The sequence below is a fragment of the Microbacterium sp. 1262 genome (genome assembly GCF_040544895.1).
In the GTDB taxonomy this organism is placed as follows: Bacteria; Actinomycetota; Actinomycetes; order Actinomycetales; family Microbacteriaceae; genus Microbacterium; species Microbacterium plantarum.
Genome location: NZ_JBEPKU010000001.1, coordinates 3,114,571 through 3,137,199 on the forward strand (window position 1 = coordinate 3,114,571; position 22,629 = coordinate 3,137,199).

11 protein-coding genes are annotated in these 22,629 nt (G+C 71.9%); 9 read left to right on the plus strand and 2 right to left on the minus strand.

The features are described 5' to 3' along the window. Positions 1-21 precede the first annotated feature (21 nt). The 8 genes from ABIC53_RS14945 (at position 22) to ABIC53_RS14980 (ending at position 20,799) form a co-directional block, all read left to right on the plus strand. Complete coding sequence (locus tag ABIC53_RS14945) at positions 22-6,255, plus strand: OmpL47-type beta-barrel domain-containing protein (protein WP_354452090.1); 6,234 nt, start codon at positions 22-24, stop codon at positions 6,253-6,255. A gap of 118 nt (positions 6,256-6,373) precedes the next feature. Further along, positions 6,374-7,387 carry a LacI family DNA-binding transcriptional regulator gene (locus ABIC53_RS14950; protein WP_269268064.1) on the plus strand — a complete coding sequence of 338 codons (1,014 nt, stop codon included), beginning with the start codon at positions 6,374-6,376 and terminating at the stop codon, positions 7,385-7,387. A gap of 65 nt (positions 7,388-7,452) precedes the next feature. Beyond that, on the plus strand, positions 7,453-11,574 hold the full coding sequence (locus ABIC53_RS14955; RefSeq protein ID WP_354452093.1) for a LamG-like jellyroll fold domain-containing protein: 4,122 nt from the start codon (positions 7,453-7,455) through the stop codon (positions 11,572-11,574). A 254-nt stretch (positions 11,575-11,828) separates the two neighbouring features. Then, positions 11,829-15,458 (plus strand): OmpL47-type beta-barrel domain-containing protein, encoded by a 3,630-nt coding sequence (locus ABIC53_RS14960; RefSeq protein WP_354452095.1) that lies wholly within the window; start codon positions 11,829-11,831, stop codon positions 15,456-15,458. Further along, the gene (locus ABIC53_RS14965) at positions 15,455-17,419 is read left to right on the plus strand and encodes a discoidin domain-containing protein (protein WP_354452097.1); all 1,965 of its coding nucleotides are present in this window, start codon (positions 15,455-15,457) and stop codon (positions 17,417-17,419) included. The genes ABIC53_RS14960 and ABIC53_RS14965 overlap by 4 nt, the downstream gene beginning before the upstream one ends. Positions 17,420-17,440: 21 nt before the next feature. After that, complete coding sequence (locus tag ABIC53_RS14970) at positions 17,441-19,153, plus strand: LuxR C-terminal-related transcriptional regulator (RefSeq protein WP_354452099.1); 1,713 nt, start codon at positions 17,441-17,443, stop codon at positions 19,151-19,153. Positions 19,154-19,324: 171 nt separating this feature from the next. Continuing rightward, positions 19,325-19,678 (plus strand): PadR family transcriptional regulator, encoded by a 354-nt coding sequence (locus ABIC53_RS14975; protein WP_354452101.1) that lies wholly within the window; start codon positions 19,325-19,327, stop codon positions 19,676-19,678. After that, positions 19,675-20,799: a hypothetical protein gene (locus ABIC53_RS14980; protein WP_354452103.1), complete on the plus strand. Its 1,125-nt coding sequence runs from the start codon at positions 19,675-19,677 to the stop codon at positions 20,797-20,799. The genes ABIC53_RS14975 and ABIC53_RS14980 overlap by 4 nt, the downstream gene beginning before the upstream one ends. A gap of 145 nt (positions 20,800-20,944) precedes the next feature. Here ABIC53_RS14980 and ABIC53_RS14985 read toward each other — a convergent pair whose 3' ends face one another. Together ABIC53_RS14985 and ABIC53_RS14990 are read right to left on the minus strand one after the other, a co-directional pair. Further along, positions 20,945-21,400: a MarR family winged helix-turn-helix transcriptional regulator gene (locus tag ABIC53_RS14985; RefSeq protein WP_274179391.1), complete on the minus strand. Its 456-nt coding sequence runs from the start codon at positions 21,398-21,400 to the stop codon at positions 20,945-20,947. A 111-nt stretch (positions 21,401-21,511) separates the two neighbouring features. Then, complete coding sequence (locus tag ABIC53_RS14990; protein WP_354452105.1) at positions 21,512-22,267, minus strand: SDR family NAD(P)-dependent oxidoreductase; 756 nt, start codon at positions 22,265-22,267, stop codon at positions 21,512-21,514. Between the two features lie 78 nt (positions 22,268-22,345). On the opposite strand from ABIC53_RS14990, the gene ABIC53_RS14995 reads away from it, so the two are divergent. Then, positions 22,346-22,612 (plus strand): hypothetical protein, encoded by a 267-nt coding sequence (locus ABIC53_RS14995; RefSeq protein WP_323986564.1) that lies wholly within the window; start codon positions 22,346-22,348, stop codon positions 22,610-22,612. Positions 22,613-22,629 lie beyond the last annotated feature (17 nt).

The window sequence follows — 22,629 nt, forward strand, 5'->3', positions numbered from 1 at the left end:
CGCCGAGAGGAATCAATCACCGTGGACTGCACTCCGACGACCTCCGGTCGGCTCGGGCGAACCGCGATCGCTACCGCAGCGGTCACGGCCGTGCTGGCGACGACCTTCGCGGTCGCGCCCGCCTACGCCGCCAACACAGACATCGGCTATCCGACCTTCACGGGCAGCCCCAACCCCGTGCCGGACACGGGGGTGACCTACACTCCCGGCAACCAGCTCATGCGGATCTTCGACGCCGATGTCGCCGCAGGCGCGGGCAGCAACGCCCAGAACGACTTCTGGATGGACGAGATGCTCGCCCGCACCGGCACCGCCGGCAGCTTCGGCGACAACAACCAGTGGCTCTTCACGCGCGGCCGCGCCGCGTTCATGAAGGAGCACAACCCCGCCGTCCTCGGCTTCGCGGGGCAGCTGGCGTACTGGGAGTCGATCGACGGCCGGAACGCCTACACGATCACCGCTCGCGTCGGCGGCGCCGACATCGCCCTCACCGAGGACACGACCAAGCGCAAGCAGACCCCGAGCTACTGGCAGAGCGTGCACACCGACGCGGGCACCGGCATCGAGGTCGTGCAGACGAAGTTCATCACCGACGCGAACGTGCTCGTGACGAACCTCGACGTGCGCGCCACGGGCGGCGCCGTCGACGTCGAGCTCATCGTGAGTTCTCCCTACGCCGCGACGGCCGAGGGCGACGAGCTCGTCGGTCACGTCCAGGCGCTGAACGACCTGACGAAGCTCTCGCCGCGGCTGTCGGGTGACCAGTTCACCCCCGCCGGCGCGACCCTCGTGCGCACCCTCGCGGTGCCCGCGGGAGGGACGGCGTCGACGAAGGTGCAGCTCGGCCTCGTCACCGACGAGATCGCCGACTCGCGCGCCGACTACGACGCGATCCGCGAGGCCACCTCGGCGGCGGCGTACACCGCTCACGTCACGCTCTACAACCGGTGGTGGGCCGAGAACGTGCCCTACCTCGACACCCCGGAAGACAACATCGACAAGACGCTCTACTACCGCTGGTGGCTGATGCGTTACAACTTCCTCGACGCCGACATGCCGGGCAACACCTACCAGTTCCCGACCTCGATGGAGGGCGTGCTCGGCTACAACAACGCGATCGTGCTCACGACGGGCATGTTCATCGACGACCTGAAGTACTTCCGCGACCCGATCTACTCGTACGGCCCGTGGGTCTCGGCAGGCGAGACGAGCAAGAGCTACAAGTTCGTCGACAACCCCGGCGACCCCGCGAACTGGTCCAACAGCTACACGCAGTACATCTCCGAGGCGGCCTGGCGCGCCTACGAGCTGCACGGAGGCCCGACCCCGATCGCGCAGAACCTCGCCGAGTACGCCGAGTACGACGTCAAGGGACTCGTCGACGCCTACGACCACAACGGCAACGGCCTCATCGAGTACGACTGGGGCGCGATGACCGGCAACGACGCGGATGCGGTGTCGTTCCACTGGAAGGGCGGGTTCCAGGACCGCGCCGAGAACGCCTACCTGTACTCCAACGCGCTCGCCGCGGCGGAGGCCTACCGCGTCGCGGGCAACACCGCCAAGGCGGACGAGATGGAAGCCTTCGCGCAGAACATCAAGACCCAGGTCATGGACGTGCTGTGGAACCCCGATCGCAAGCTCCTCGAGCACGCGATGGCGAACAACGGCGAGCACGTGCCCTGGAAGGAGATCAACAACTACTACCCCTTCACCGTCGGGCTCGTCCCCAAGCCCGGTGACGCCGACTACGACGACGACTACGTCGAGGCGCTCCGACTGTTCGCCGACGACAAGCAGTACCCGATCTTCCCGTTCTTCACCGCCAACCAGGCCGACCAGGCCGCTTACAACGCGACCGGCGGCCAGGGCAGCAACAACTTCTCGGTGATCAACTCCACGGTGACGTTCCGCATGCTCTCCACCGTGCTGCGCGACTACCCCACCGATGCCATCAACGCGGAGTGGTACAAGAAGCTCCTCTACTGGAACGCCTGGGCCCACTACCAGAACGGCGGCGACAACCGCCTGCCGGACCAGAACGAGTTCTGGGCGAACGGATCGGCCGACCCGCAGAAGATCGACTACCGTTCGTGGATCCACCACACGATCCTCGGTGCGACGAACTTCACGATGATCGAGGATGCGATGGGCGTGCGCACCCGCAGCGACGCCAAGATCGAGCTCGACCCGATCGCGATCGGCTGGGATCACTTCACGGCCAACAACATCCGCTACCGCGACCGCGACCTCACCGTCACGTGGGACCAGCCGGGCGGCGAGCGCCACTACGGCGACGACGTCCCCGAGGGCTACTCGGTCTTCCTCGACGGCGAGCTCGCGTTCACGGTCGACGACCTCGCACACGTCGTCTACGACCCCGCCACCGGTGAGGTCGAGGTGCTGGGCGGCGACGCCGAGGTCGTGACGGCCACGGCATCCGCCGTGCAGACGCCGCAAGAGGTGCGATTCGCCGACGACGCCCGCATCGTCGACCTGTTCGCCAAGGCCGGTGCCGACATCCGCACCGCCAGCACGGGCAGCGCCAACCTCGCCGAGTCGGCGACCGCGACGTTCTCGGCTCCCGGGCGCGAGCCCGCGGGCGCCGTGAACGGCACGACGATCAACGAGCCCTTCTGGGGCACGGCAGGCTCGCCCAACGTCAAGGACGCGCTGACCGTCGAGCTCGGCGGAGAGCAGACCTTCGACGACGCACGGGTGTACTTCTACGACAGCTCGTCGTCGGCGACGGCGGCCGGCTATGCCGAGCCGTCGGTGTACACGCTCGAGGTGCGCCGGAACGGTCAGTGGACGCCGATCCCGCAGCAGGCACGCATGCCCGCCTACCCGCGCGCGAACTACAACCACGTGCAGTTCCCCGAGGTCACCGGCGACGCCGTGCGACTGACGGTCACCCACGCGGCCGGCGCCAAGACCGGTGTCAAGGAGCTGCAGGTGTTCCGCACCGGTCTCGCAGCGCCGGAGTCGACCAACCAGGCGCCGCTCGTGACGGCATGGGAGAACCCGCAGGCATCCGTCGGCGGAGCAGCCGCGCTCGTCGGCTCGGTGAAGGACGACGGACTGCCCAGCGGTGAGCTCAGCTCGCAGTGGACGGTGCAGAGCGCGCCCGACGGCGCCACGGTGCTGTTCGACGACGCCGCCTCGGCATCGACGACGGCCCGGTTCTCGGACGCCGGTGAGTACGTGCTGCGCCTGACCGCCACCGACGGCGAGAAGACGTCGCAGGCCGATGTCACCGTGCAGGGCGAGCCGGCCACCGCCGGAGCCAACGTCGCACCCGACGCGGTGCCGACGGCCGAGTACACCGCGTCGTGGAACAACGTGCGCGCGGTCAACGACGGCAAGGTGCTGTTCTCGGGTGGCAGCCAGAGCGACATCTGGGGCACCTGGTCGGGCAACCACCCGGCGACCCGCTGGCTGCAGTACGAATGGCAGTCGCCGCAGCGCATCGCCGGTGCCGAGATCAGTTTCTGGAGCGATCAGGCCGACCCGGCTTCGACGAGCGGCGTGAACGTTCCGAAGAGCTGGAAGGCGCAGTACTGGACCGGCTCGGCGTGGGCCGACGTGAGCGGCGCCTCGGCGTACGGCATCGACCGCACCTCTCCGAACAACGTCACCTTCGACGCCGTGACCACCACCCGCCTGCGGGTCGTGCTCGAGGCAGCCGGCACCGGGGCGGCACGCGCCGCCGTGGCCGTCAGCGAGCTGGAGGTGTACGCCGACGCCCCGACGGCGATCGAGCCGATCGACGTCCGGACGGCGGTGGGCACCATCCCGCAGCTGCCGACGACGGTCGACGCGACGTACTCCGACGGCAGCCACGCCGACCTCCCGGTCTCGTGGGCTCCCGTCACCGAGGACCAGGTCGCGGGCGAGGGCAGCTTCCCGCTCTCGGGCATCGTCCCGGGGTCGCCGCTGCCGGCGAAGGCGACGGTCTGGGTGCGTGCTACCGCCCCCGGCCAGATCAACCAGGTCGATACGGTCACCACCCGCACCCTCGTGGGTGTGGCGCCGGTGCTGCCGAAGAGTGTCGGCGTGCTGTTCAACGACGGCTCGCGGCAAGACCTCCCGGTGACCTGGAACGCCGTCGAGCCCGCCTCGTACGCTCAGGCCGGCGACTTCACCGTCGCCGGAACGGTGCAGAGCGATCTGCCGGGAACGAAGGCCGCCTCGGCCGCCGTGACCGTCGGAGCCGGTGGCGACGACACCACGGCGCCGACCGTCGCCTTCGAGGTCTCGCCCGCCGCGCCCGACTCGGGCTGGCACACGCAGGCGGTCACCGTGGCCGTCACTGCGACCGACGACCAGGACTCCGCTCCCCGCACCGAGGTGCGCGTGGACGAGGGGGCCTGGACGGCATACACCGCGGCCGTCTCGGTCGACGGTGACGGCAGCCACGTCGTGCAGGCACGGTCGACGGATGCCGCCGGCAACCAGTCGGCGGTGGCTGAACAGGTCGTGCGCATCGACACCACCGCCCCGGTGGTGGAGGTCACCGCCGACGCCGTCTCGCGGACCGTGAAGGCGACCGCCACAGATGCGGCATCCGGGGTCGTCTCGGTCGAGTACCGGCTGAACGACGACCAGGCCTGGACGCCGCTGACGGGCAGTGTGCTCGTCGGTCTCGACGAGACGCGGGTCGCGGTGCGGGCCACCGATACCGCGGGCAACGTCTCGCAGATCGTGGAGCGCACCGTTCCCCGGGCCGATGGTGAGCAGCGCCGCAACGTGGCGCTGCTGGCGACCCCGACCGCATCGGGGACGGCAGGCTGGAACACGGTCGACGGTCTGAACGACAACGTCCAGCCGACCTCATCGGGCGATGTCACCCCCAACGACAACGCCAACGTGTGGGGTGTGTGGCCTGAGGTCTCGCCGCAGTGGGTGCAGTACGAGTGGACCGAACCGGTGCGCGTCAGCTCGCTCGGAGTGTACTTCGTCTCGAACATCGACGCGCAGGGACTCGGCATCGACGTGCCGAAGGACTGGGCGGCGGAGTACTGGGATGCGGATGCCGAGGCCTGGGTCCCCGTCGAGGCGACCGGTGACTACGGCGTCGCGAAGGACGCCTACAACACGGTCGACTTCGCACCCGTCGAGACGACGCGTCTGCGCCTGAACCTCACTCCGGCGGGGACCGAGTCGGGCAAGGGCAGCGTCGGCATCAAGGAATGGCAGGTCTGGGAGCAGCCCGAGGTGGTCGTCCCCGACACGCAGGCCCCGGTGGTCGCGGCCGCCGTGTCGCCGGCGGCGCCGGCCAGCGGCTGGCACACCGGCACGGTGAGCGTCAGCGCGACGGCGATCGACGATCGCGACGACGCACCGGCGATCGAGGTCCGCGTCGGCGACGGTGCCTGGGCGGCGTACACCGCGCCCGTCGAGGTCGCCGCGGACGGAACCACGACCGTGTGGTTCCGTGCCACGGATGCCGCAGGCAACACCTCCGAGCCCGGCTCGGTCGAGGTGAAGCGCGACGCGGCGGCGCCCGAGGCGAGTGTCGGTTGGAATGCGGCATCCCGCACCATCACCCCCACGGGGACGGACACCCTCTCGGGAGTGGCGCTGGTCGAGTACCGGTTCGGCGAAGGCGCGTGGGCGACGGCGACGGGCGGGGCGATCCCGACCGGCGATGCCGCGACGACCGCGCAGGTGCGGGTGACGGATGTCGCCGGCAACGTCTCGGCCGTGGCCGAGGCAGCCGTCCCGGCCAAGACGACCGGCGGCACCGACCCGGGGACGGATCCCGGAACGGGTCCGGGCACCGACCCCGGGACGGGTCCGGGCACGGATCCCGGCGGCGAGCCGAGCGGTTCGCTGACGGGCGACGAGGTGCTGCGCCTCGGCGTCACGCAGGTCGCCCCCGGCGGTCAGCTGCCGGTGAGCGTCTCGGGCGCCAAGCCGGGCACGGTGTTCGCGGTGGAGTTCCGGTCGACCCCGGTCCGCCTGGGCACCCTGACCGTGGGCGCCGACGGGACGGCATCCGGTGTGTTCACCGTTCCCGCCTACGCCGAGGCCGGCGTGCACACCGTGGCACTGGTCGTGCCCGGCGGTGTGCTGACGGCGCAGGTGACGGTGGTCACGCCCGGCGCGACGTCTCCCACCGTGTCGGGTCTTCCCGCCACGGGTCAGGAGGCCGGCGTCGTCGCGAACACCATCGGAATCGGCGCGAGCGTGGTCCTGCTCGGACTCGCGCTGGTCGCCATCGGCATCATCCGCCGCCGCCGCGCGGCGTGACGCCGAGGGGCCGGGGGATCACACCCCCGGCCCCTTCCCCTCTCCTTCTTCCTCTCCCGAGAACTCCGACGGCGCGGTGAACCGGTTCACCGTTGAACCGGTTCACCCGAAAGGCATCATGGCCACTATCACCGACGTCGCCCTCGCGGCGGGCGTATCCCGGGCGACCGTCTCGTATGTGCTGTCGGGCAAACGAACGATCTCCGAGCCCGTCTGCCAGCGCGTCCGGGAGGCCGTCGAGTCGCTGGGCTACACCCCGAATGCCGGCGCACGCGCGCTGGCGACATCGCAGACCAAGGTGCTCGCCCTGATGGCGAGATTCCTCTCCGACGAGTTCGCGCCGGCCATGCTCGAGTTCATCAGAGCGGTGACCGACGGCGCTCGTGATCTGGGCTACGACACCCTGCTGGTGTCGGACGAAGACGGCGTCGCGGCGCTGCGGCGACTCGCGGCGTCTCGCATGGTCGACGGGATCGTGCTCCTCAACGTCGGCGAGAACGACGACCGGCTTCGCGTCCTGGCGGAGATCGATCAGCCCAGCGTCCTCATCGGGTCGCCGGGCGACCCCGCGGGTCTCCTGGTCTTCGATCTCGACTTCCGCTCGACGGGGCGACTGATGGTGCGTCACCTCCACGCCTTCGATCACCGCGAGGTCGTCCTCGTGTCGCAACCCCGCCACGTCGTCGACCGGGGCGGGGCCTACGTCTGGCGTCTGGCCGCCGGGGCGAAGGAGATGGCGGATCGGCTGGGCGTGACCCTGCACCGTCACCACGCTGCCGCATCGCAGCCGGACGTCGGCCGCCAGCTGCACGACATCCTCGACATGCACCCCGATGCGACCGGCATCCTGCTGAACAACGAGGCCGCCGCGGCGGCGCTGCCGTTCGTCCTGCGGGAACGCGGCCTGCGCGCGCCCGACGACGTCTCGGTCATCGGGCGGTACTCGGACGACTTCGCCCGCGCGTTCTCGCTGCCGTTCACCGCGATCGACAGTGCCGCCGGAGAGCTCGGGCGCCGCGCCGTGGCGCAGCTCGTCGGCGCCATCGAGGACGCCGCGCCCCGCGACGCCCACCTCCTGCTTCCGCCGGTCGTCATCGACCGCGGCTCGGTCGCGCAACCGCCGCAGCCGTGACGACCCGCTCCTGTTCCCACCCCCCGCACGACCCGAACTCCACCGTTCCGAAGAGAGGCAACGACATGACCCATCCACGATCGCGCCACCTGCGCAGACGCGTCACCGCCGTGACCACCGCATTCGCGGTCGGCGGCGGCCTCGCGCTGACCGGCGCCGCCCTGCCCGCCGCGGCCGCGGCCCCCGAACCCGACCTGCACTATTCGATGGACGGCGTCGCCGACGGCGTGGTTCCCGACTCGTCGGGCAACGGCTGGAACGGTGCACTCTCGGGCGCGGCAACCACGATCGCGGGACCCGATGGCGCCGCGCTCGACCTGAGCGGCGGATCCATCCGCATCCCGCGCGACCCCATCGCCGGGGCGACGGACCTCAGCGTCACGACGCGGGTTCGCTGGGACGGCGGCGCGAACTGGCAGTGGCTCTTCGGGATCGGCACCGACAACCAGAAGTACCTCTTCTTCACGCCGCAATCGGGTGACGGCAACCTGCGCACGGCCATCACCCGTGCCAGCGGCGGCGCTGCCGAGAAGCAGATCCTGGGTTCGAACCCCCTCCGCGTCGGCGACTGGGTAGACCTCGCGTTCACCCTCGACGCCGACGCCGACGAGCTGACCGCGTACATCAACGGCACGGAACTGGCCACCACCACGACCGACATCACCCCCGGCGAACTTGTCACGGCGACGTCGGAGTTCGGCGGCTCGATCGGCCGGTCGTTCTACCCTGATCCAGCCTTCGACGGAGCCGTCGACGACTTCCGCATCTACCGGGCGGCGCTCACCGCGTCCGACGTGGCGGAGATCAGCCGAACCGCGCAGCCCACGCTGCAGTCGCTGACGCAGCAGGTCTTCACCGCATCCACGCGGATCGGGGAAGCCCCCGCGCTTGCGCCGGCGGTTCGCGGAGCGTTCTCGGACGGCTACGCCCGAGACATCGCCATCGACTGGGAAGACGTCCCCGCCGAGCGCTACGCCGAACCCGGCACCTTCACCGTGTCGGGCGTCGCGGCGGGCCAGAGCGTCCGCACCGACGTGACCGTCGCCCGGGGCGAGCTCACGGTCGACCTGTCGGCGCGCACCGGCGAATTCCAGGGCGGCGCGTCGGGCCTGCTCTACGGCCTCTACGGCGACGGCATGCCGACCGACAACCTCATCGAGGGGATGAACGTCCGCTCGGTCGCGACCAAAGCGCAGGACGGCGGCCAACACCCCGGGTCGGACGCACTGGAGATCCTGCCGAACCTCGCCCGCGCGGGCGGCGACGTCTACCTCCGCATCACCGACTACTACCGCGGTTTCCCGTATCAGGTGCCGGGCAGCACGCCCGAAGAGCGGCGCGCCGACTACACCCAGCGCCTGAACGACCAGCTCGAGATGATCGAGCAGTTCGCCGCGGTCGACGACACCCAGCGCGGCTACGTCGCCGATCACCTCGTCATCGAGCCGTTCAACGAGCCCGAGGGCAACATGTTCAGCAACCGCAACGTGCCGTGGTCGCTGTCGGGCAACGTGTCGTGGCTCGATGACCCCACCGTCTACTTCGCGATGTGGGACGACACCTACCGCACCATCCGCGACTGGTCGGAGCGCACCGGCATCCCGCTGCGCATCGCCGGCCCGGGAACCGAGCACCTCTTCGCACAGGTCGAGGGGTTCCTCCGCCACACGGTGCAGGCCGACACCGTGCCCGACATCGTCACCTGGCACGAACTGTCGCACCCGCAGGCCATCCGCGAGTCGGTGGCGCGCTACCGCGGCTGGGAGGCCGCGGCATTCGCCGGCACCGCCTGGGAGGGCGAGCCCCGTCCGATCAACATCAACGAGTACGCGTTCAACTACCACACCTCGGTCCCGGGCCAGATGGTGCAGTGGATGTCGGCGATCGAAGACACCAAGGTCGAGGCGATGATCGCCTTCTGGAACATCAACGGCAACCTGTCGGACTCGGCGGTGCAGCAGAACCGCGGCAACGGGCAGTGGTGGCTGTACAACGCCTACGCGCAGATGAGCGGTCAGTCCGCCACCGTCACCCCGCCCTCACCCGGGGTGAACTACACGCTCCAGGGCGTGGCCTCCATCGACGACGACAAGCGCGTCGCGCGAGCGCTCGTCGGCGGTGCCAACGGCAGCGCGCCCGTCGACGTCACCGGCATCTCGAGCGAGACCTTCGGAACGTCGGTGCGCGTCCAGGTGCGCGAGATCGGGTGGACCGGGCAGATCGGCGACTCGTCGGAGCCGCGGCTCCTGAGCGACCGGGTGGTCGCCGTCGAGAACGGGACGATCACCGTGCCGTTCGGCCGTGACGGGCTGCCGGCGATGACGGACTCCGATGCCTACGAGATCGTCGTCACCCCCGGCGAGAACGCGCAGCCGATCGACGTCGCCGCCACCTGGCGGGGCTCGTACGAGGCGGAGGATGCCGCCCTGACCGGCGACGTGACGCGCAACGGTCCCGAGGGATCGCCGAACGCCGTGGGCAACTACTTCACCTCGGGGGCCTACAACATCGGCGGGTTCCGCACGGGCGCCGATTCGACCGCGGTCTTCACCGTCGAGGTGCCCGAGGACGGCTCGTACGACCTGTCGGTCTTCTCGAGCAGCCTCAACACCGACCCCGAGATCGCCGACAACGGCCCGACGAACGTGTTCCTCACCGTCGACGGCGGCAGCGAACAGGAGATCCACCTGCCCCTCAGCTACCGCTGGGTCGTGTGGGACCACGCTGACACCCGGGTCGAGCTGAGCGCCGGACGTCACGAGATCGCTCTCTCGACCTCGAGCGTGGACGGATCGCGTTCGACCCAGGGTGACGCCATCATCGATCGCATCACGCTGGAGACGACCGAGGCGGCCCCGAGCACCGTGTACGAGGCCGAGCACTCCGACCACAACGGCGAGGTGTCGGTGCAGAACCCCGGTTCCGTCGTCCTCGACGCCGCGGACTCGGCGACCTTCTGGGTCTACAGCGACACCGACGGCGAGGCCTACCTCGAGGTCGCGGGCGCGGGCGGCGGAACGGTCAGCCTCAACGGCGACGACATCCTCGACCTCTCCCGCGCGGGAGCGGCCGACGTCCAGCTGCAGGGCGGCGTGAACAGGATCGTCGTGCACGGTGCGGCATCCCTCGACAAGATCACCGTCTCGGGCTCACGCGACAAGATCGAACACCGCACCTACCAGGCCGAGGACGGAGCACTCGCCGGGACGGCGACGGTCGTCGAAGCCGACCTCGCCGACGGCGGCGCGGCGGTCGACGGCATCGGCGGCGAGCCGGGTAACGACAACACGCTCACGTTCACGGTGGATGCCGCCGAGGCGGGTCCGCACGCGGTCGTCGTGCGGTTCTCGAACCCCGAGCAGGTTCCGGCCACGCACTACAACCCGAACCCGATGGCCCGTCACGCCGACATCTCGGTCAACGACGGCGCCGCGCAACGAGTGCTGTTCGTGCCGACCTTCCACCGCAACAACTTCTGGGAGCGCACCCTGGTGCTCGACCTCGCCCAGGGGCAGAACCAGATCCGGTTCGCATCGTCGGAGCAGCCGAACTTCGATGGCGAGACCTTCGCCGAGGACAACTTCCCCGGCATCCCGTTGCGGGCGGAGCTGTCTCCGATCATCGACCGGATCGTCGTGTCGGCGCTCACGGCGTCCGCCGGCTCGACCCCGGACCCGGACCCGGAGCCGGAGCCGACGCCCGGGCCCTCGACCCCGCCGACCCCCGGCCCCACGGCGGGACCGACGCCGAGTTCGACGACGCAGCCGACGACCTCGAAGGCTCCGACGTCAGCGGAGCTGACGGAAGCGACGCGCGACGCGGTGTCGGGTCCGACGACGCTCGTGCGCGGTGAGACGGTGAGAATCACCGTCGGAACCGCCGCGGCCGGCCGAAACGTGTCGGGCTGGCTGCTCTCGACGCCGAGCGCGCTCGGATCGGGAACCGTCGCCGCGGACGGAACCGTCTCGCTCCGCGTGGCCAGCGACGCGCCGCTCGGCGAGCACCGTCTCGCGATCACCGGCGCGGACGGCCGCGTCATCGGGTGGTACGGAGTGACCGTCGTCGAGCCGGGATCGCTGGCGGCCACGGGCGGCACGTTCGCCCTCGGTGCCTGGGTGCTCGGCGGCGCCGCGCTCGTCGGCGCGGGTGCCGCGCTGGCGCGGTCTCGCCGACGTCGCCTGAGCTGACCCGGTCGTCGTCAGGGGGTGCGCACGCAGACCGCGCGCCCCCTGACGGCGCGCCTCGGCGCCGGCGCGCCGCCCCCGATTTCGAGCCGTTTCGAAATTACCGAAAAGCATTGCGGTCGCATGGGCGGGCTCGATAGCGTGCCATCCACGCACGTCTCCGGTCCACCTTTTCGGCGGGCCGGCCGGCGCTGTTTGACCCCGCCGCACCCCGTTTCTCTCCGCGGCACCCGTCGCTCCGGTCGAAGGAGACCGTCATGCCCCGCTCGCTTCCCCGCCGCGCATCGGCCGCCCTCATCGCAGGTGCCGTCGTCGCCGGTCTCGCCGTCGCCGTGCCGGCCCCCGCGGCCACCGCGCTCGACAACCCGATCCTCGGCGACGGCTCGGTGTACTCGGCCGATCCCGCCACGCTCGTCGTCGACGACACCCTCTACGTCTACGCGGGGCGCGACGAGGCGGGGCCGACCACGAACGACTTCATCATGAACGAGTGGCAGGCCTTCTCGACCGCGGACGTCGGCGGCGGAGAGTGGGAGCGGCATCCCGCGCTCATGCGTCCCGAGCAGGTCTTCGACTGGGCGACACCCGGGCGCGCGTACGCCGGACAGGTCGTCGAGGGCGCCGACGGCCGCTTCTACTGGTACGTGCCCGTGCACGAAGCCGGCAGCGACTCGCCCGACCCCTTCGGCATCGGCGTCGCGGTGTCGGACACCCCCCTCGGCCCCTGGACCGACGCGGTCGGGGCGCCGATCGTGTCGCAGGAGATCCTCGGCAACGACGCCCACAACATCGACCCGACCGTGTACGTCGCGAGCGACGGGCGCGTGTGGATGTACTGGGGCAGCTTCAGCCGGCTGTTCGCGATCGAGCTCGGCGCCGACATGACCAGCCTCATCGGCCAGCCCACCGCCATCACGAGCGGCGTCGACGGGTTCTTCGAGGCGGCGTGGCTGTTCGAGCGCGCCGGCACCTACTACCTCGCCTACGCCGCGAACACGGCCGGCCCCGACAGCTGGTGCACGCCCGCGGTCTACCACGCGTGCATCGCGTACTCGACGGCGCCCGGACCGCTGGGGCCATGGACGTCGCAGGGCCGCATCCTCGCGCCGGTCTCGTCGACGACCAGTCACCCGGCGATCACCGAGTTCCAGGGGGAGTGGTACATGGCGTACCACACGGCCGACGCCGAGGGCGGCAACCACTTCCGCCGCTCGGTCGCCGTCGATGCCCTGCGCTGGGACGACTCCGTCACCCCCGCCCGCATCCTGCCGGTCGTCCCGACGCTCGGTGCCGAGCAGGTCGAGACCCCGAGCGCGAACGTCGCGCCGCAGGCGACGGCCTCGGCATCGAACGAGCCGATCCCTGCGCAGTACTGGATCGCCGCGCTGAACGACGGAATCGTCCGCCCGAACCCGCTGCCGCCGGACATGTGGGGCTCGTACGACGGCGACCGTGCCGCGGCGGAGTGGATCCAGTACGACTGGACCGAGCCGGTGCGCATCGACCGGTCGACGATCCAGTTCTGGAGCGACCGTGAACCCGGCAGTGGCGACGGTGTCTCGGCCCCCCGCGCCTGGAAGCTGCAGTACTGGCAGAACGGCGGGTGGCGGGATGTCGAGGGAGCGAGCGGATACCCCACGACGACGCGCACGCCGATCGAGGTGACCTTCGCCCCCGTGACGACGACGCGCCTACGGGCTGTGCTCGACGCCGCGCCGGGAACGGGCGCGACGCCGCGCTACTCGGCCCTGGCGGTGGAGGAGTGGTCGGTCGATGCCGTGGCCGCCGACGGCTACGGCCCGGCGTCTACCCGCACCGCCGTCGGCGAGGCGCCCGAGCTGCCCGAGACCGTCGAGCTGCGCTACGGCGACGAGCGCGTGCCTGCTCCGGTGCGCTGGGATGCCGTCGACCCGGCGGCATACGCGCAGCCGGGCACGTTCACGGTGAGCGGCGTAGCCACGGGCTATGCGGCTGCGCGCGTCGAGGTCACGGTGACCGTGATCGACCCGAGCGACGCCGGCGAGCCCGACGTGACCGCGCCGGTGCTGCAGCTGACGGCCCGCGGCGCGGAAGGTGCCGACGGCTGGTTCGTCGGTGCCGTGACGGTCCGTGCCGAGGCGACCGATGACCGCGACGTGCGCTCGAGCATCGCGGTGTCGGTCGACGGCGGCGACTGGACGACGACGTCGGACGTTCGACGCGTCGACACCACGATCGAGACCGACGGTATGCACACGGTCTCGGCGCGGGCAACGGATGCCGCGGGCAACGTCTCGGCCGAACAGGCCGTCTCGGTGCGCGTCGACCGCACCGCCCCCGTGGCGACGGGTGTCGTCGACGCGCAGGCGCGCACGGTCGCCGCCGCCGCGACGGACGCGGGTTCGGGGCTCGCGAGCCTCGAGTACGCGGTGGACGAGCCGACGGGTTGGCAGCCGTACGGCGCCCCGATCGCCGCCCCCGACCTCGAGCGCCACGTCGTCTACCTCCGCGCGACCGACGCCGCAGGCAACGTGTCGATGCCGGTGCCGGTGACGATCCCGCGCTCGCCCGACGCTCCGCTGACGGGCAACGTCGCGCCGTTCGCCGCGGTGACCGCGTCGTACGCATCGCCGTGGGCGCCCGTCGACGCCGTCGTGGACGGTGCCCTCGGTGGCGCGTCGTGGGGCACGTGGCCGCGTGTCGGCGAGCAGTGGCTGCAGCTGGCCTGGGACCGCCCCGTCACCCTCGACCGTGCGGCCGTGGTGTTCGCGCGGGATGCCGCCGACGACCAGAACGCCGGTCTCATCCCCCCGCGCTCGTGGGTGCTGCAGTACCGCGATGCCGCCGGCGCGTGGCACGACGTCGAGACCGACGACGTCTACGAGCGGTCGACGACCGATCGCAACGAGGTGCGCTTCGCTGCGGTCGAGACCACGGCGCTGCGCGCGCTGATGCAGTCGTGGGGCGCGGCCGAGGCGGGAGGCTCCGTTGCGGCGCACGAGTTCGAGGCCTGGACCGCCGAGGTCACGGAGCCCGTCGACACCACCGCCCCCACCCTGAGCTTCGACACCGCCGACGTGGTGCCGGCCTCGGGCTGGTTCCGGCAGCCGGTGCGTTTCGCCGGCGCCGCCGAAGACGACGCGGATGCGGCACCGGCGGTGCGCGTTCGCATCGACGGCCAGGCCTGGCAGCCGTTGTCGGATGACGTCGTGGTGGCCGATGACGGCATCCATCTCGTCGAGGCCGAAGCCGTCGACGCGGCGGGCAACGTCTCGGACCGCGTCGCGGTGACGGTGCGGATCGACACGGTCGCCCCGGAGGTGCGGGGCTCGGTGAGCGAGGACGAGGAAGGCTTCCTGGTCGACCTGCAGGCCACCGATGACGGTTCGGGGGTCGGCGTCGTCGAGGTGCGCTCGGGCGATGCCTGGGTGCCGGTGCGCGGCGGCGAGCTGCGCGTGGCGAGAGACGGCACGGCGCGCGCACCCCTCGACGGCGTGCTGCGGTTGCCGCGCGGCGGGGGCGCCGTCGACGTGGTGTTCCGCGCGACCGATGTCGCGGGCAACGTCTCGCCGGACCGCTCGCTGCGGGTCGAGACCGGTTCCACCGGGACCGATGAGCCGGGCGTGCCCGGAGTCCCGGGAGGGCCCGGCACCCCCGGCGTGCCGAACGTCCCGGGCGGCGCCGGGGGCGGAGCCGGGACCGGTGTCGCCGGTCCGGGAACCGTGCGCGCAGACGCGAAGCCGAGCGGTCGCCTCGCGAACACCGGTGCCGAGGTGCCGACGGGGCTGGCGGCGGGGGCGCTGCTGCTGCTCCTGGCCGGCGGCGGTGTTCTCCTCCCGCGCATGCTCCGCACCGCCGACGGCGTCGGAGCACGGCCGCGGACCCGCACCGGACGCGCGGGATCATGACGGTCGGCGCCCGCCGCGCGACGGCCGCGAGCCGTCGCACGGCCGCTGTCCTCAGCGCGGTCCTCGCCATCAACGCCGCGGTGCTCGCGGGGGCCTCGCCCGCTGTGGCCTCGCCCGTGCGGGCCGAGGCCGGGCCGGGGTTCGTCGATGTCGACGTCCCGGCACGCGCCGACATCCGTGATCACCGGGTGACGATCGCGCTCCTCGCGCCGCAGGGCTCGGAGCCGTCGTTCGCGGCGGACGAGGCGCGGCGCTCGCTCGAGCTCGTCGACGAGTTCTACGACCGTGAGACGAACGGCGCGATCCGCTTCGAGCTCGAGCAGCTCCTCGACTGGCAGAGCGTCGACCAGCCGATCGGATGCAGCGACACGGCCGGTCTGCATCAGTGGCTGCGCGAATTGATCGGCTGGCAGGGCGGAGCGGCCCGGCACCTCGTCATCATGGTCCCGCCCGGTGACCCGTGCCCCACGTGGGCCAACGGTGAGCAGCCCGGTGATCCCGACGACGGCGGCGGGACGTTCCAGCCCGGGCCCGACCCGTATCTGCTCGCGCACGAGCTCGGTCACAACCTCTCACTGGCTCACGCGTCCAGCATCCGCTGCGACACGGGCTGGGACTATCCCGCCGGCGTGGAGTGCCCGCGCGACGAGTACGGCAACCGGACCGACATGATGGGCGGCGCCTGGTCGTTCCTGCCGCTGTCGAGCCCGACCCTGGCTCGCCTGGGCGTGCTCCCGAACGTTCGCGAGCCGGTGTGCGGCGATGCCCGCACGGCGGTGCTCGACAGCCTGGGAGCCGGGACCCCCGCATCCCGGACGCTCACCTGGACCGACCCCGAGAACCCCGACGCGCGGTACTGGGTGCAGTACAGCGACGCGTCCGACCCGGTGAGCGGCGACGGTGCCTGGCCGAGCCCGTGGCAGGCCGAACGGACCGTGTCGGGCGTTCAGATCCTCCGCTCGAACCCCGCGCAGCCGTACGGCGGTGACCTGCTGGAACGGCCGGGCGACACGACCGAGGCGAACGAGTTCGTCACGGCGGGCGAGACGGTCGCGCTCAACTCCGGGATGACCGTCCGCGTCGACGAGATCGATGAGATCGCGCACCGGGCCACGGTGACCGTCACCGTGCCGTGCGCCGACCCGACGACGGTGCGCGACATCACCGGTTCGGCCGTGGCGACCGCGTCGTACGTGCCTGAGTGGTCGAGCGCGGCTGCCGCCGTGGACGGCGACCCGGGCAGTGTGTGGAGCTCATGGCCGCGGGTGGGCGAGCAGTGGCTCGAGCTCACGTGGGGCGGCCCGGTCACCGTGGAGCGGGTGTCGGTCGCCCTCGCGCGGGATGCCGCAGACGACGAGGCGCGGGGGCTCATCCCGCCGCGCGCCTGGCGCGTCGAGCGGTGGGATGCGGCCACCGGCCGGTGGCTCGCGGTGGCGGGCGCCACGTTCACGCCGTCCCGCGACGAGCCGTCCCGCGACGAGTCGCCCGGCGAGGTGGCGTTCGAGCGTGTCACGACCTCGGCGATCCGGCTCGTCTTCGATGCCTGGGGTGAAGCCGAGTACACCGGATCGACGGGAGTCGCCGACATCGCCGTGTTCGGCGGGACGGCCCCGCCCGTGGTCGACCCCGAGCCGCCGGTCGTGGTGGACCCGGAGCCGCCGGTCGTCGTCGACCCAGAGCCGCCCGTGGTGGTGGAGCCGGAGCCGCCGGTCGTTGTGCCGGGCGGGTCGGCGGTGCCGGGCGGATCGGCGGTGCCGGGCGGATCGAGCGCCGGCACGGCCCGCGGCGCGGCATCCGGGGTTCGCTCTCTCGCGGCGACCGGGGGCGCTGCGCCGTCGGCGGCGATCGCCGTCGCGGCGCTGCTTACGGTGCTCGCCGGCGGCGGCGCGATGCTCGCGCGACATCGCACACCGTCACGCCCGCGAGTGCAGACGACGAGCCCGCCGCACCTGGCAGACTGAACGCCGACAGAAGGGCGGCGGATGCCACGACACCCGCTTCTCGACGAGGCCCGCACCGCGTGGCGACGCCGGGAGACCGAGACCGCGGTCCGCGCCGCACTCACCGCACATGCCGCCGGGGATGCCGACGGCCTCGCACTGGCCTGCTCGATCGGGATGCGCGGCTACCGCGCCGACCTGCTCGCCGCCCACCGGGACGACGTGGCTGCATTGCCGGAGGGGATTCTGCGCGAGGGCGTGCTCGCGATGCTGCAGATCGGCGACGGCGACCTCGACAGCGCGGTGACTCGCATGGTCGCGCTCGCCGAGGTGCCGCTCGCGTCGGTGCCGGGGCCCGTCGCCGGGGATCCGCTCGAGGGCGAGGGGATGCTGCTGCCGCTGCTGCTGTCCTACGTCGCGACCGGCTGCGTCGCATCGGCGTCGTGGGTGCCGGCGCGACGGTGCATCGACGCGGCCCGGGCGGTCATGGCCGCGGCATCCGCTGTCGAGGGCCGGGTCGCGGCCCCGGAGCACGTGGCCTTCGACCTGCTCGGTCTCGACGCGATGGTCGAGCAGCACACGGCAGCGGGGGATGCCGCGCGGCGTGCCCTCATCGAGACCCTGGCGCCGCTGCGGATGCGCAACAGCCTGTCGCCCGCGCATGCGCTCGCCCTCGTGAGCCTCGGCAGTGTCGAGCACCTGTCGGGCCGGCTGGGGGAGGCGGCGCTCAACCTCGCGCGCGGTGCGCGCCTCGCACCCGCGTGGCGGCCCGGGGTGCGCCTGCACGCCGAGGTCGAGCTCGCGTTCGTCCGCGTACGCCAGGGGCGGTGGCGCGAGGCGGCCGAGGCGGTGCGCGCGACGACTCCGCCGACCGGGTCGATCGAGCACGACTGGCTCGAGCCCCAGGCGCTCGCGGTACACGGGCTCTTCCTCGCCCTCCGCGGCGACATGGACGCGAGCCGGCCCGTGCTCGACCGAGCCGCACTGCTGTGCCGCGACACCCCGTCGTTCCTCGCGCAGATCGTGATCACGCACGCCCGCATCATGATGGCGATCTCGCTCAGCGACTGGTCGGCGCTGCGGCGGGCCCTGGAGGATGCCGCCGAGCCCGGGTACCGGCATCCGTACCGGGTCGACGAATGGCGGATGCTGAACCTGCTCGCCTCGTGGCACCTCGGCCGGGTCGACGAGGTACGACGCGGCGTGGCCCTGTGGACCGCCCAGCCCGGAGCCGACCAGAGTGCGTACGCCTGGGCCTTCGTGTCGATCCTGGCGGAGCACGACGAACGGTACGCCGAGGCGACGAAGGCGGTCGACCGGGCCCTCGCGCTGCTGACCCTCGACCACGACCCGCTCGGGCGGGCCTGGGTGCGCGTCGTCGCCGGCATCCACTACAGCCTCTTCGGTGCGCACGGCCGGCCGGATCCGCGGCGCGCGCTCGTCGTCTACGAAGACGCCAGTGCCGAGCTGCAGGAGCTCGGCGCGGGCGGGCTGGCGCGGCGGTACGACGAGGCGGTCGCCGCGACGACGACGGAGATGCAGCGCGGATCGCGCGGCGGCGACCCGACGGCGCGACTGACCGAGCAGCAGCGGAAGGTCGCCGACGCCGTCGGGCAGGGCTACACGAGCGGCGAGATCGCGGGCCTGCTGCACCTCTCGAAGCGGACCGTCGACTACCACGTCGCCAACATCATGCGACGCCTGGGGGTGTCGAGCCGCCGCGAGATCGCCCGTGTGCTCGGCGGGCGGCGCTGAGCTCTGGTCGGTGCGCGGATGCGCGGGTGCGCGGATACAAGGGATCGTGTGCGACGCGCCGGGGATGCGGCATCCGGGTCGGGGTGTCGGATCGGATGCCTTGCATCGCGGCACGGGCGGCGGACCAAGGCGAAGGGGCTATCTCTAGGTATATAGAGATAGCATGCGGTCATGCAGCCGCTCACACGCATCACCCCGGCGACCGTCGATGTGCTCGAGGCCCTGATCAGCGAGTCCGAACCGGTGTGGGGGCTGCGCATCGTCAACCGCACCGGCCGGCCCGCGGGCAGCGTGTATCCGATCCTCGAGCGCCTCGAGTCGATGGAGTGGGTGACCTCCGAGTGGGAGGTCGACCCGAACCGCAGCGGGCCCCGGCGGAGGCTGTACCGCCTGACGCCCGACGGCCTCGTCGCAGCCCGCGCCGCCGTCGACGCTCACGCGGTGCGGATGCAGCGCCGCCGAGCGCGTCGGCACGAGCCCGAGCCCGGACGCGGCCGGGGCGACGCGAGGGGAGTGATCGCATGAGCCTCGATCTCGTCCTTCGGGCGGTGAGCCGGACGATGCCGGTCGCGTCGCGGGCACGTCATCTCGAGCAGTGGCGGGCGGATGTCGCCGGGGCTCCCGAAGCCGGGGTGCGCCGGGGGGATGTCGTGCGCGGTGCGATCGCGGTCGCCCTCACCGCGGACCGTGACTCTCCGGTGCTGACCGGCGAGCCCCGGGGTACCGCCTCGCGCCGGCTGAGTCGGCGGGGTGTCACGCTGCTCACCGCGGTCGGGGCGACGTCGGCCGCGCTGTGGCTGACCGGGGATCTCACCTCCCCGGAGGTCGCCATACCGGCTGTGGTCGAGATCGCGCTCGCCGTCGGCCGTTCCGCGCTCAGCGTGCTCCTGTTCGGGGGAGCGCTGCTCGCCATCGCCCTCTTCATCGGCGCGGCCGCGCTGTCGCGGTCGGCGGTCGTGAGGTTCGCGTTCGCCGCCACCGCGCTCGGCATCCCCGTGCTCGCGCTCGCCGCGGTGCGCCCCGTGGCGGCTGGGGTGAGCGCGGCGGGCGTCGGCCTCACCGTCGGCGGTGCCGCGATCGGGCTGGCCGGCGCCTGGCGATCGACGCCGCTCGCCCTGGAGGACCGCTCCGCATCGCTGGCTCGACGGCGGCCGGTCGCGATCGCGGGGCTCGTGTCCGTCACGGCGTTGCTCGTGCTCGGCGCCCTCGATCTGCTGGTGTGGAATCCGCTCGCCAAGGTGCCCGGCTACGAGTTGGACGCCATCTACGCCGCGATGATCGCGGCCGACGGGTTCGACCCGGCGTTCGCTGCGGGGGCGGTGGCTGTGTGGGTCGGGGTGTGGCTGGTGGCGGCGGCCGGTGTGACTGTCGGCGCGCTGACGAGGGGCGGGGCGTGGCTGACGCCCCGCCGGCTCGGCATCCTGTACCTCTCGATCATCGGGGCCGCGCTGTTCCTGCGACTGTTCGCCGGATTCTCGATCGGGATGTCGATCGCCGACACCTTCGCCACCTCGGGCGGTGACGTCTCAGCGCTGTCTCAGGTCTTCCACCTGATCGGGCCGCTCAGTTTCGCCGCGGCGCTTCTCCTCTTCGGCTGGGCCCCGGCCGGGCGTCGGACGACGGGCGTGCCGGTCGCCGCGACCTGAGCCCGGGCGCCCCGGTGCGCGGTTGCAGGGGATCGCGGGCGACTCGCCGGGGCAGCGGCATCCGGACCGGGGCGTCGGATCGGATGCCTTGCATCGCGGCACGTCGCGGCACGCGGCACGGGCGCGGGCCGGCATGCGTGGGAGGTCAGGCCGCTTCGGCGGCGATCCGCATGCGCGAGAGGAAGTCGACGAGCACGGCGGCGGAGCCGGCGGGCATGTCGGCGATGACATCCTCGACGCGGTGCTGCACGTCCGTACCCGACTGGCGCAGGCTCTCGACCGGGCGGTCACCGAGCGTCACGAAGACCTTGCGGCGGTCGGAGGGATGCGGCTGCCGCCGCAGGTACCCGGAACGCTCGAGGCGATCGAGCATCGCGGTCGTGCTCGCGGACGAGATCCCGAGTTCCTGGGTGATGTTCGACGGGGTCAGCGTGACGTCGCGATCGTGCGCCTCGATGAGCGTCTCGAGCGCGATCAGGTCGTTCTCGCACACGAGCATCGAGTCGCGCAGCCGCAGCCGGATGGCGCCCTCCGCGGCCTCGTACGCCCACAGCGCGTCGAGGACTGCCGATGCCGACGATGTCTCACCCTGCACTGCCATGACGACTCCCCGTATTGATCGACCTAGCGGCTCAGTCTGTCCGAGCATCCGGCCGAAGGGGAGCCCTTCCCGTGGGAGCGCTCACCTGGTATGGGCGAAGGAAGGTGAGCCTCAGTGGACCGAGAAACCGCCGTCCACGGCGATCGACTGGCCGGTCACATAGGCCGAGCCCGGGCCGGCCAGGAAGATCGCCGCGGCGGCGAAGTCGTCCGGCACGCCGTTGCGCCCGACGAAGGTGCGAGCGGCCAGCGCGTCGACGACGTCGGGGTTGCTCGCGAGGCGCTCGTTGAGGCGAGTGAGGACGAAGCCCGGGACCAGCACGTTCGAGGTCACCCCGGATGCCGACCACGCCTCCGCCTGCGAGCGGGCGAGGCCCTCGAGGGCGGCCTTCGACGCGCCGTAGGCGCCGCTCGAGGCGAAGGCGCGGCTCGCCTGCTGCGAGCTGATGGAGATGATGCGGCCGTACCCGCGCTCGATCATCGCGGGGGCGAATCGCTGGCCGAGGATGAAGGGCGCGTCGAGGTTGACCGCCATCGTGGCGTCCCAGGCGGGCTCGTCGAGGTCGAGGAGGGGAGGGCGGATGTTGATGCCCGCCGAGTTCACGAGGATGTCGATGTCGCCGGCCTGGTCGGCGAGCTCGTGACAGCCCGCGCGGGAGGACAGGTCGGCGACGATCCCCGACGCGAGCCCGCCCTCCGATCGGATCTGCCCGACGGTCTCGTCGATCAGGTCGCGACCGCGGGCGGCGACGATGACCTCCGCCCCCGCGGCGGCCAGCGCCTCGGCGATTCCCCGGCCGATGCCGGAGCTCCCGCCGGTCACGAGGGCGCGTCGGCCGGAGAGCCCGAAGAGGGAGAGCAGGTCCATCCGTTCAGCGTACGGAGCGAAGCTGTGTTCGGATGATGCTCTGGCGAGTGTCGAAGATGTGTTCTATCCTCGGTTGTCATGACCGACACGACGAGCGCCCACGATGTCACCCTCTGGCTCGTCGACGACGTCCCGGCGCGGATGTTCTACGCGGGCAGGCGATGGAGCGTGAGCGACATCCCGACCCGCCTCCGCGACTCGGTCTGGTCCCTCGCCGCCGACGACGATCGGCGACGGGGGCTCTACGGATGGCGCTTCCAGGCCACCGACCCCGGCGGTGAGGCGTTCGTGTTCGACGTGTACTGCGGCGAGGGCGGGTGGCACGTGCACCGGGCCTACGCGTGAGCTCGGGCCGCGATCCG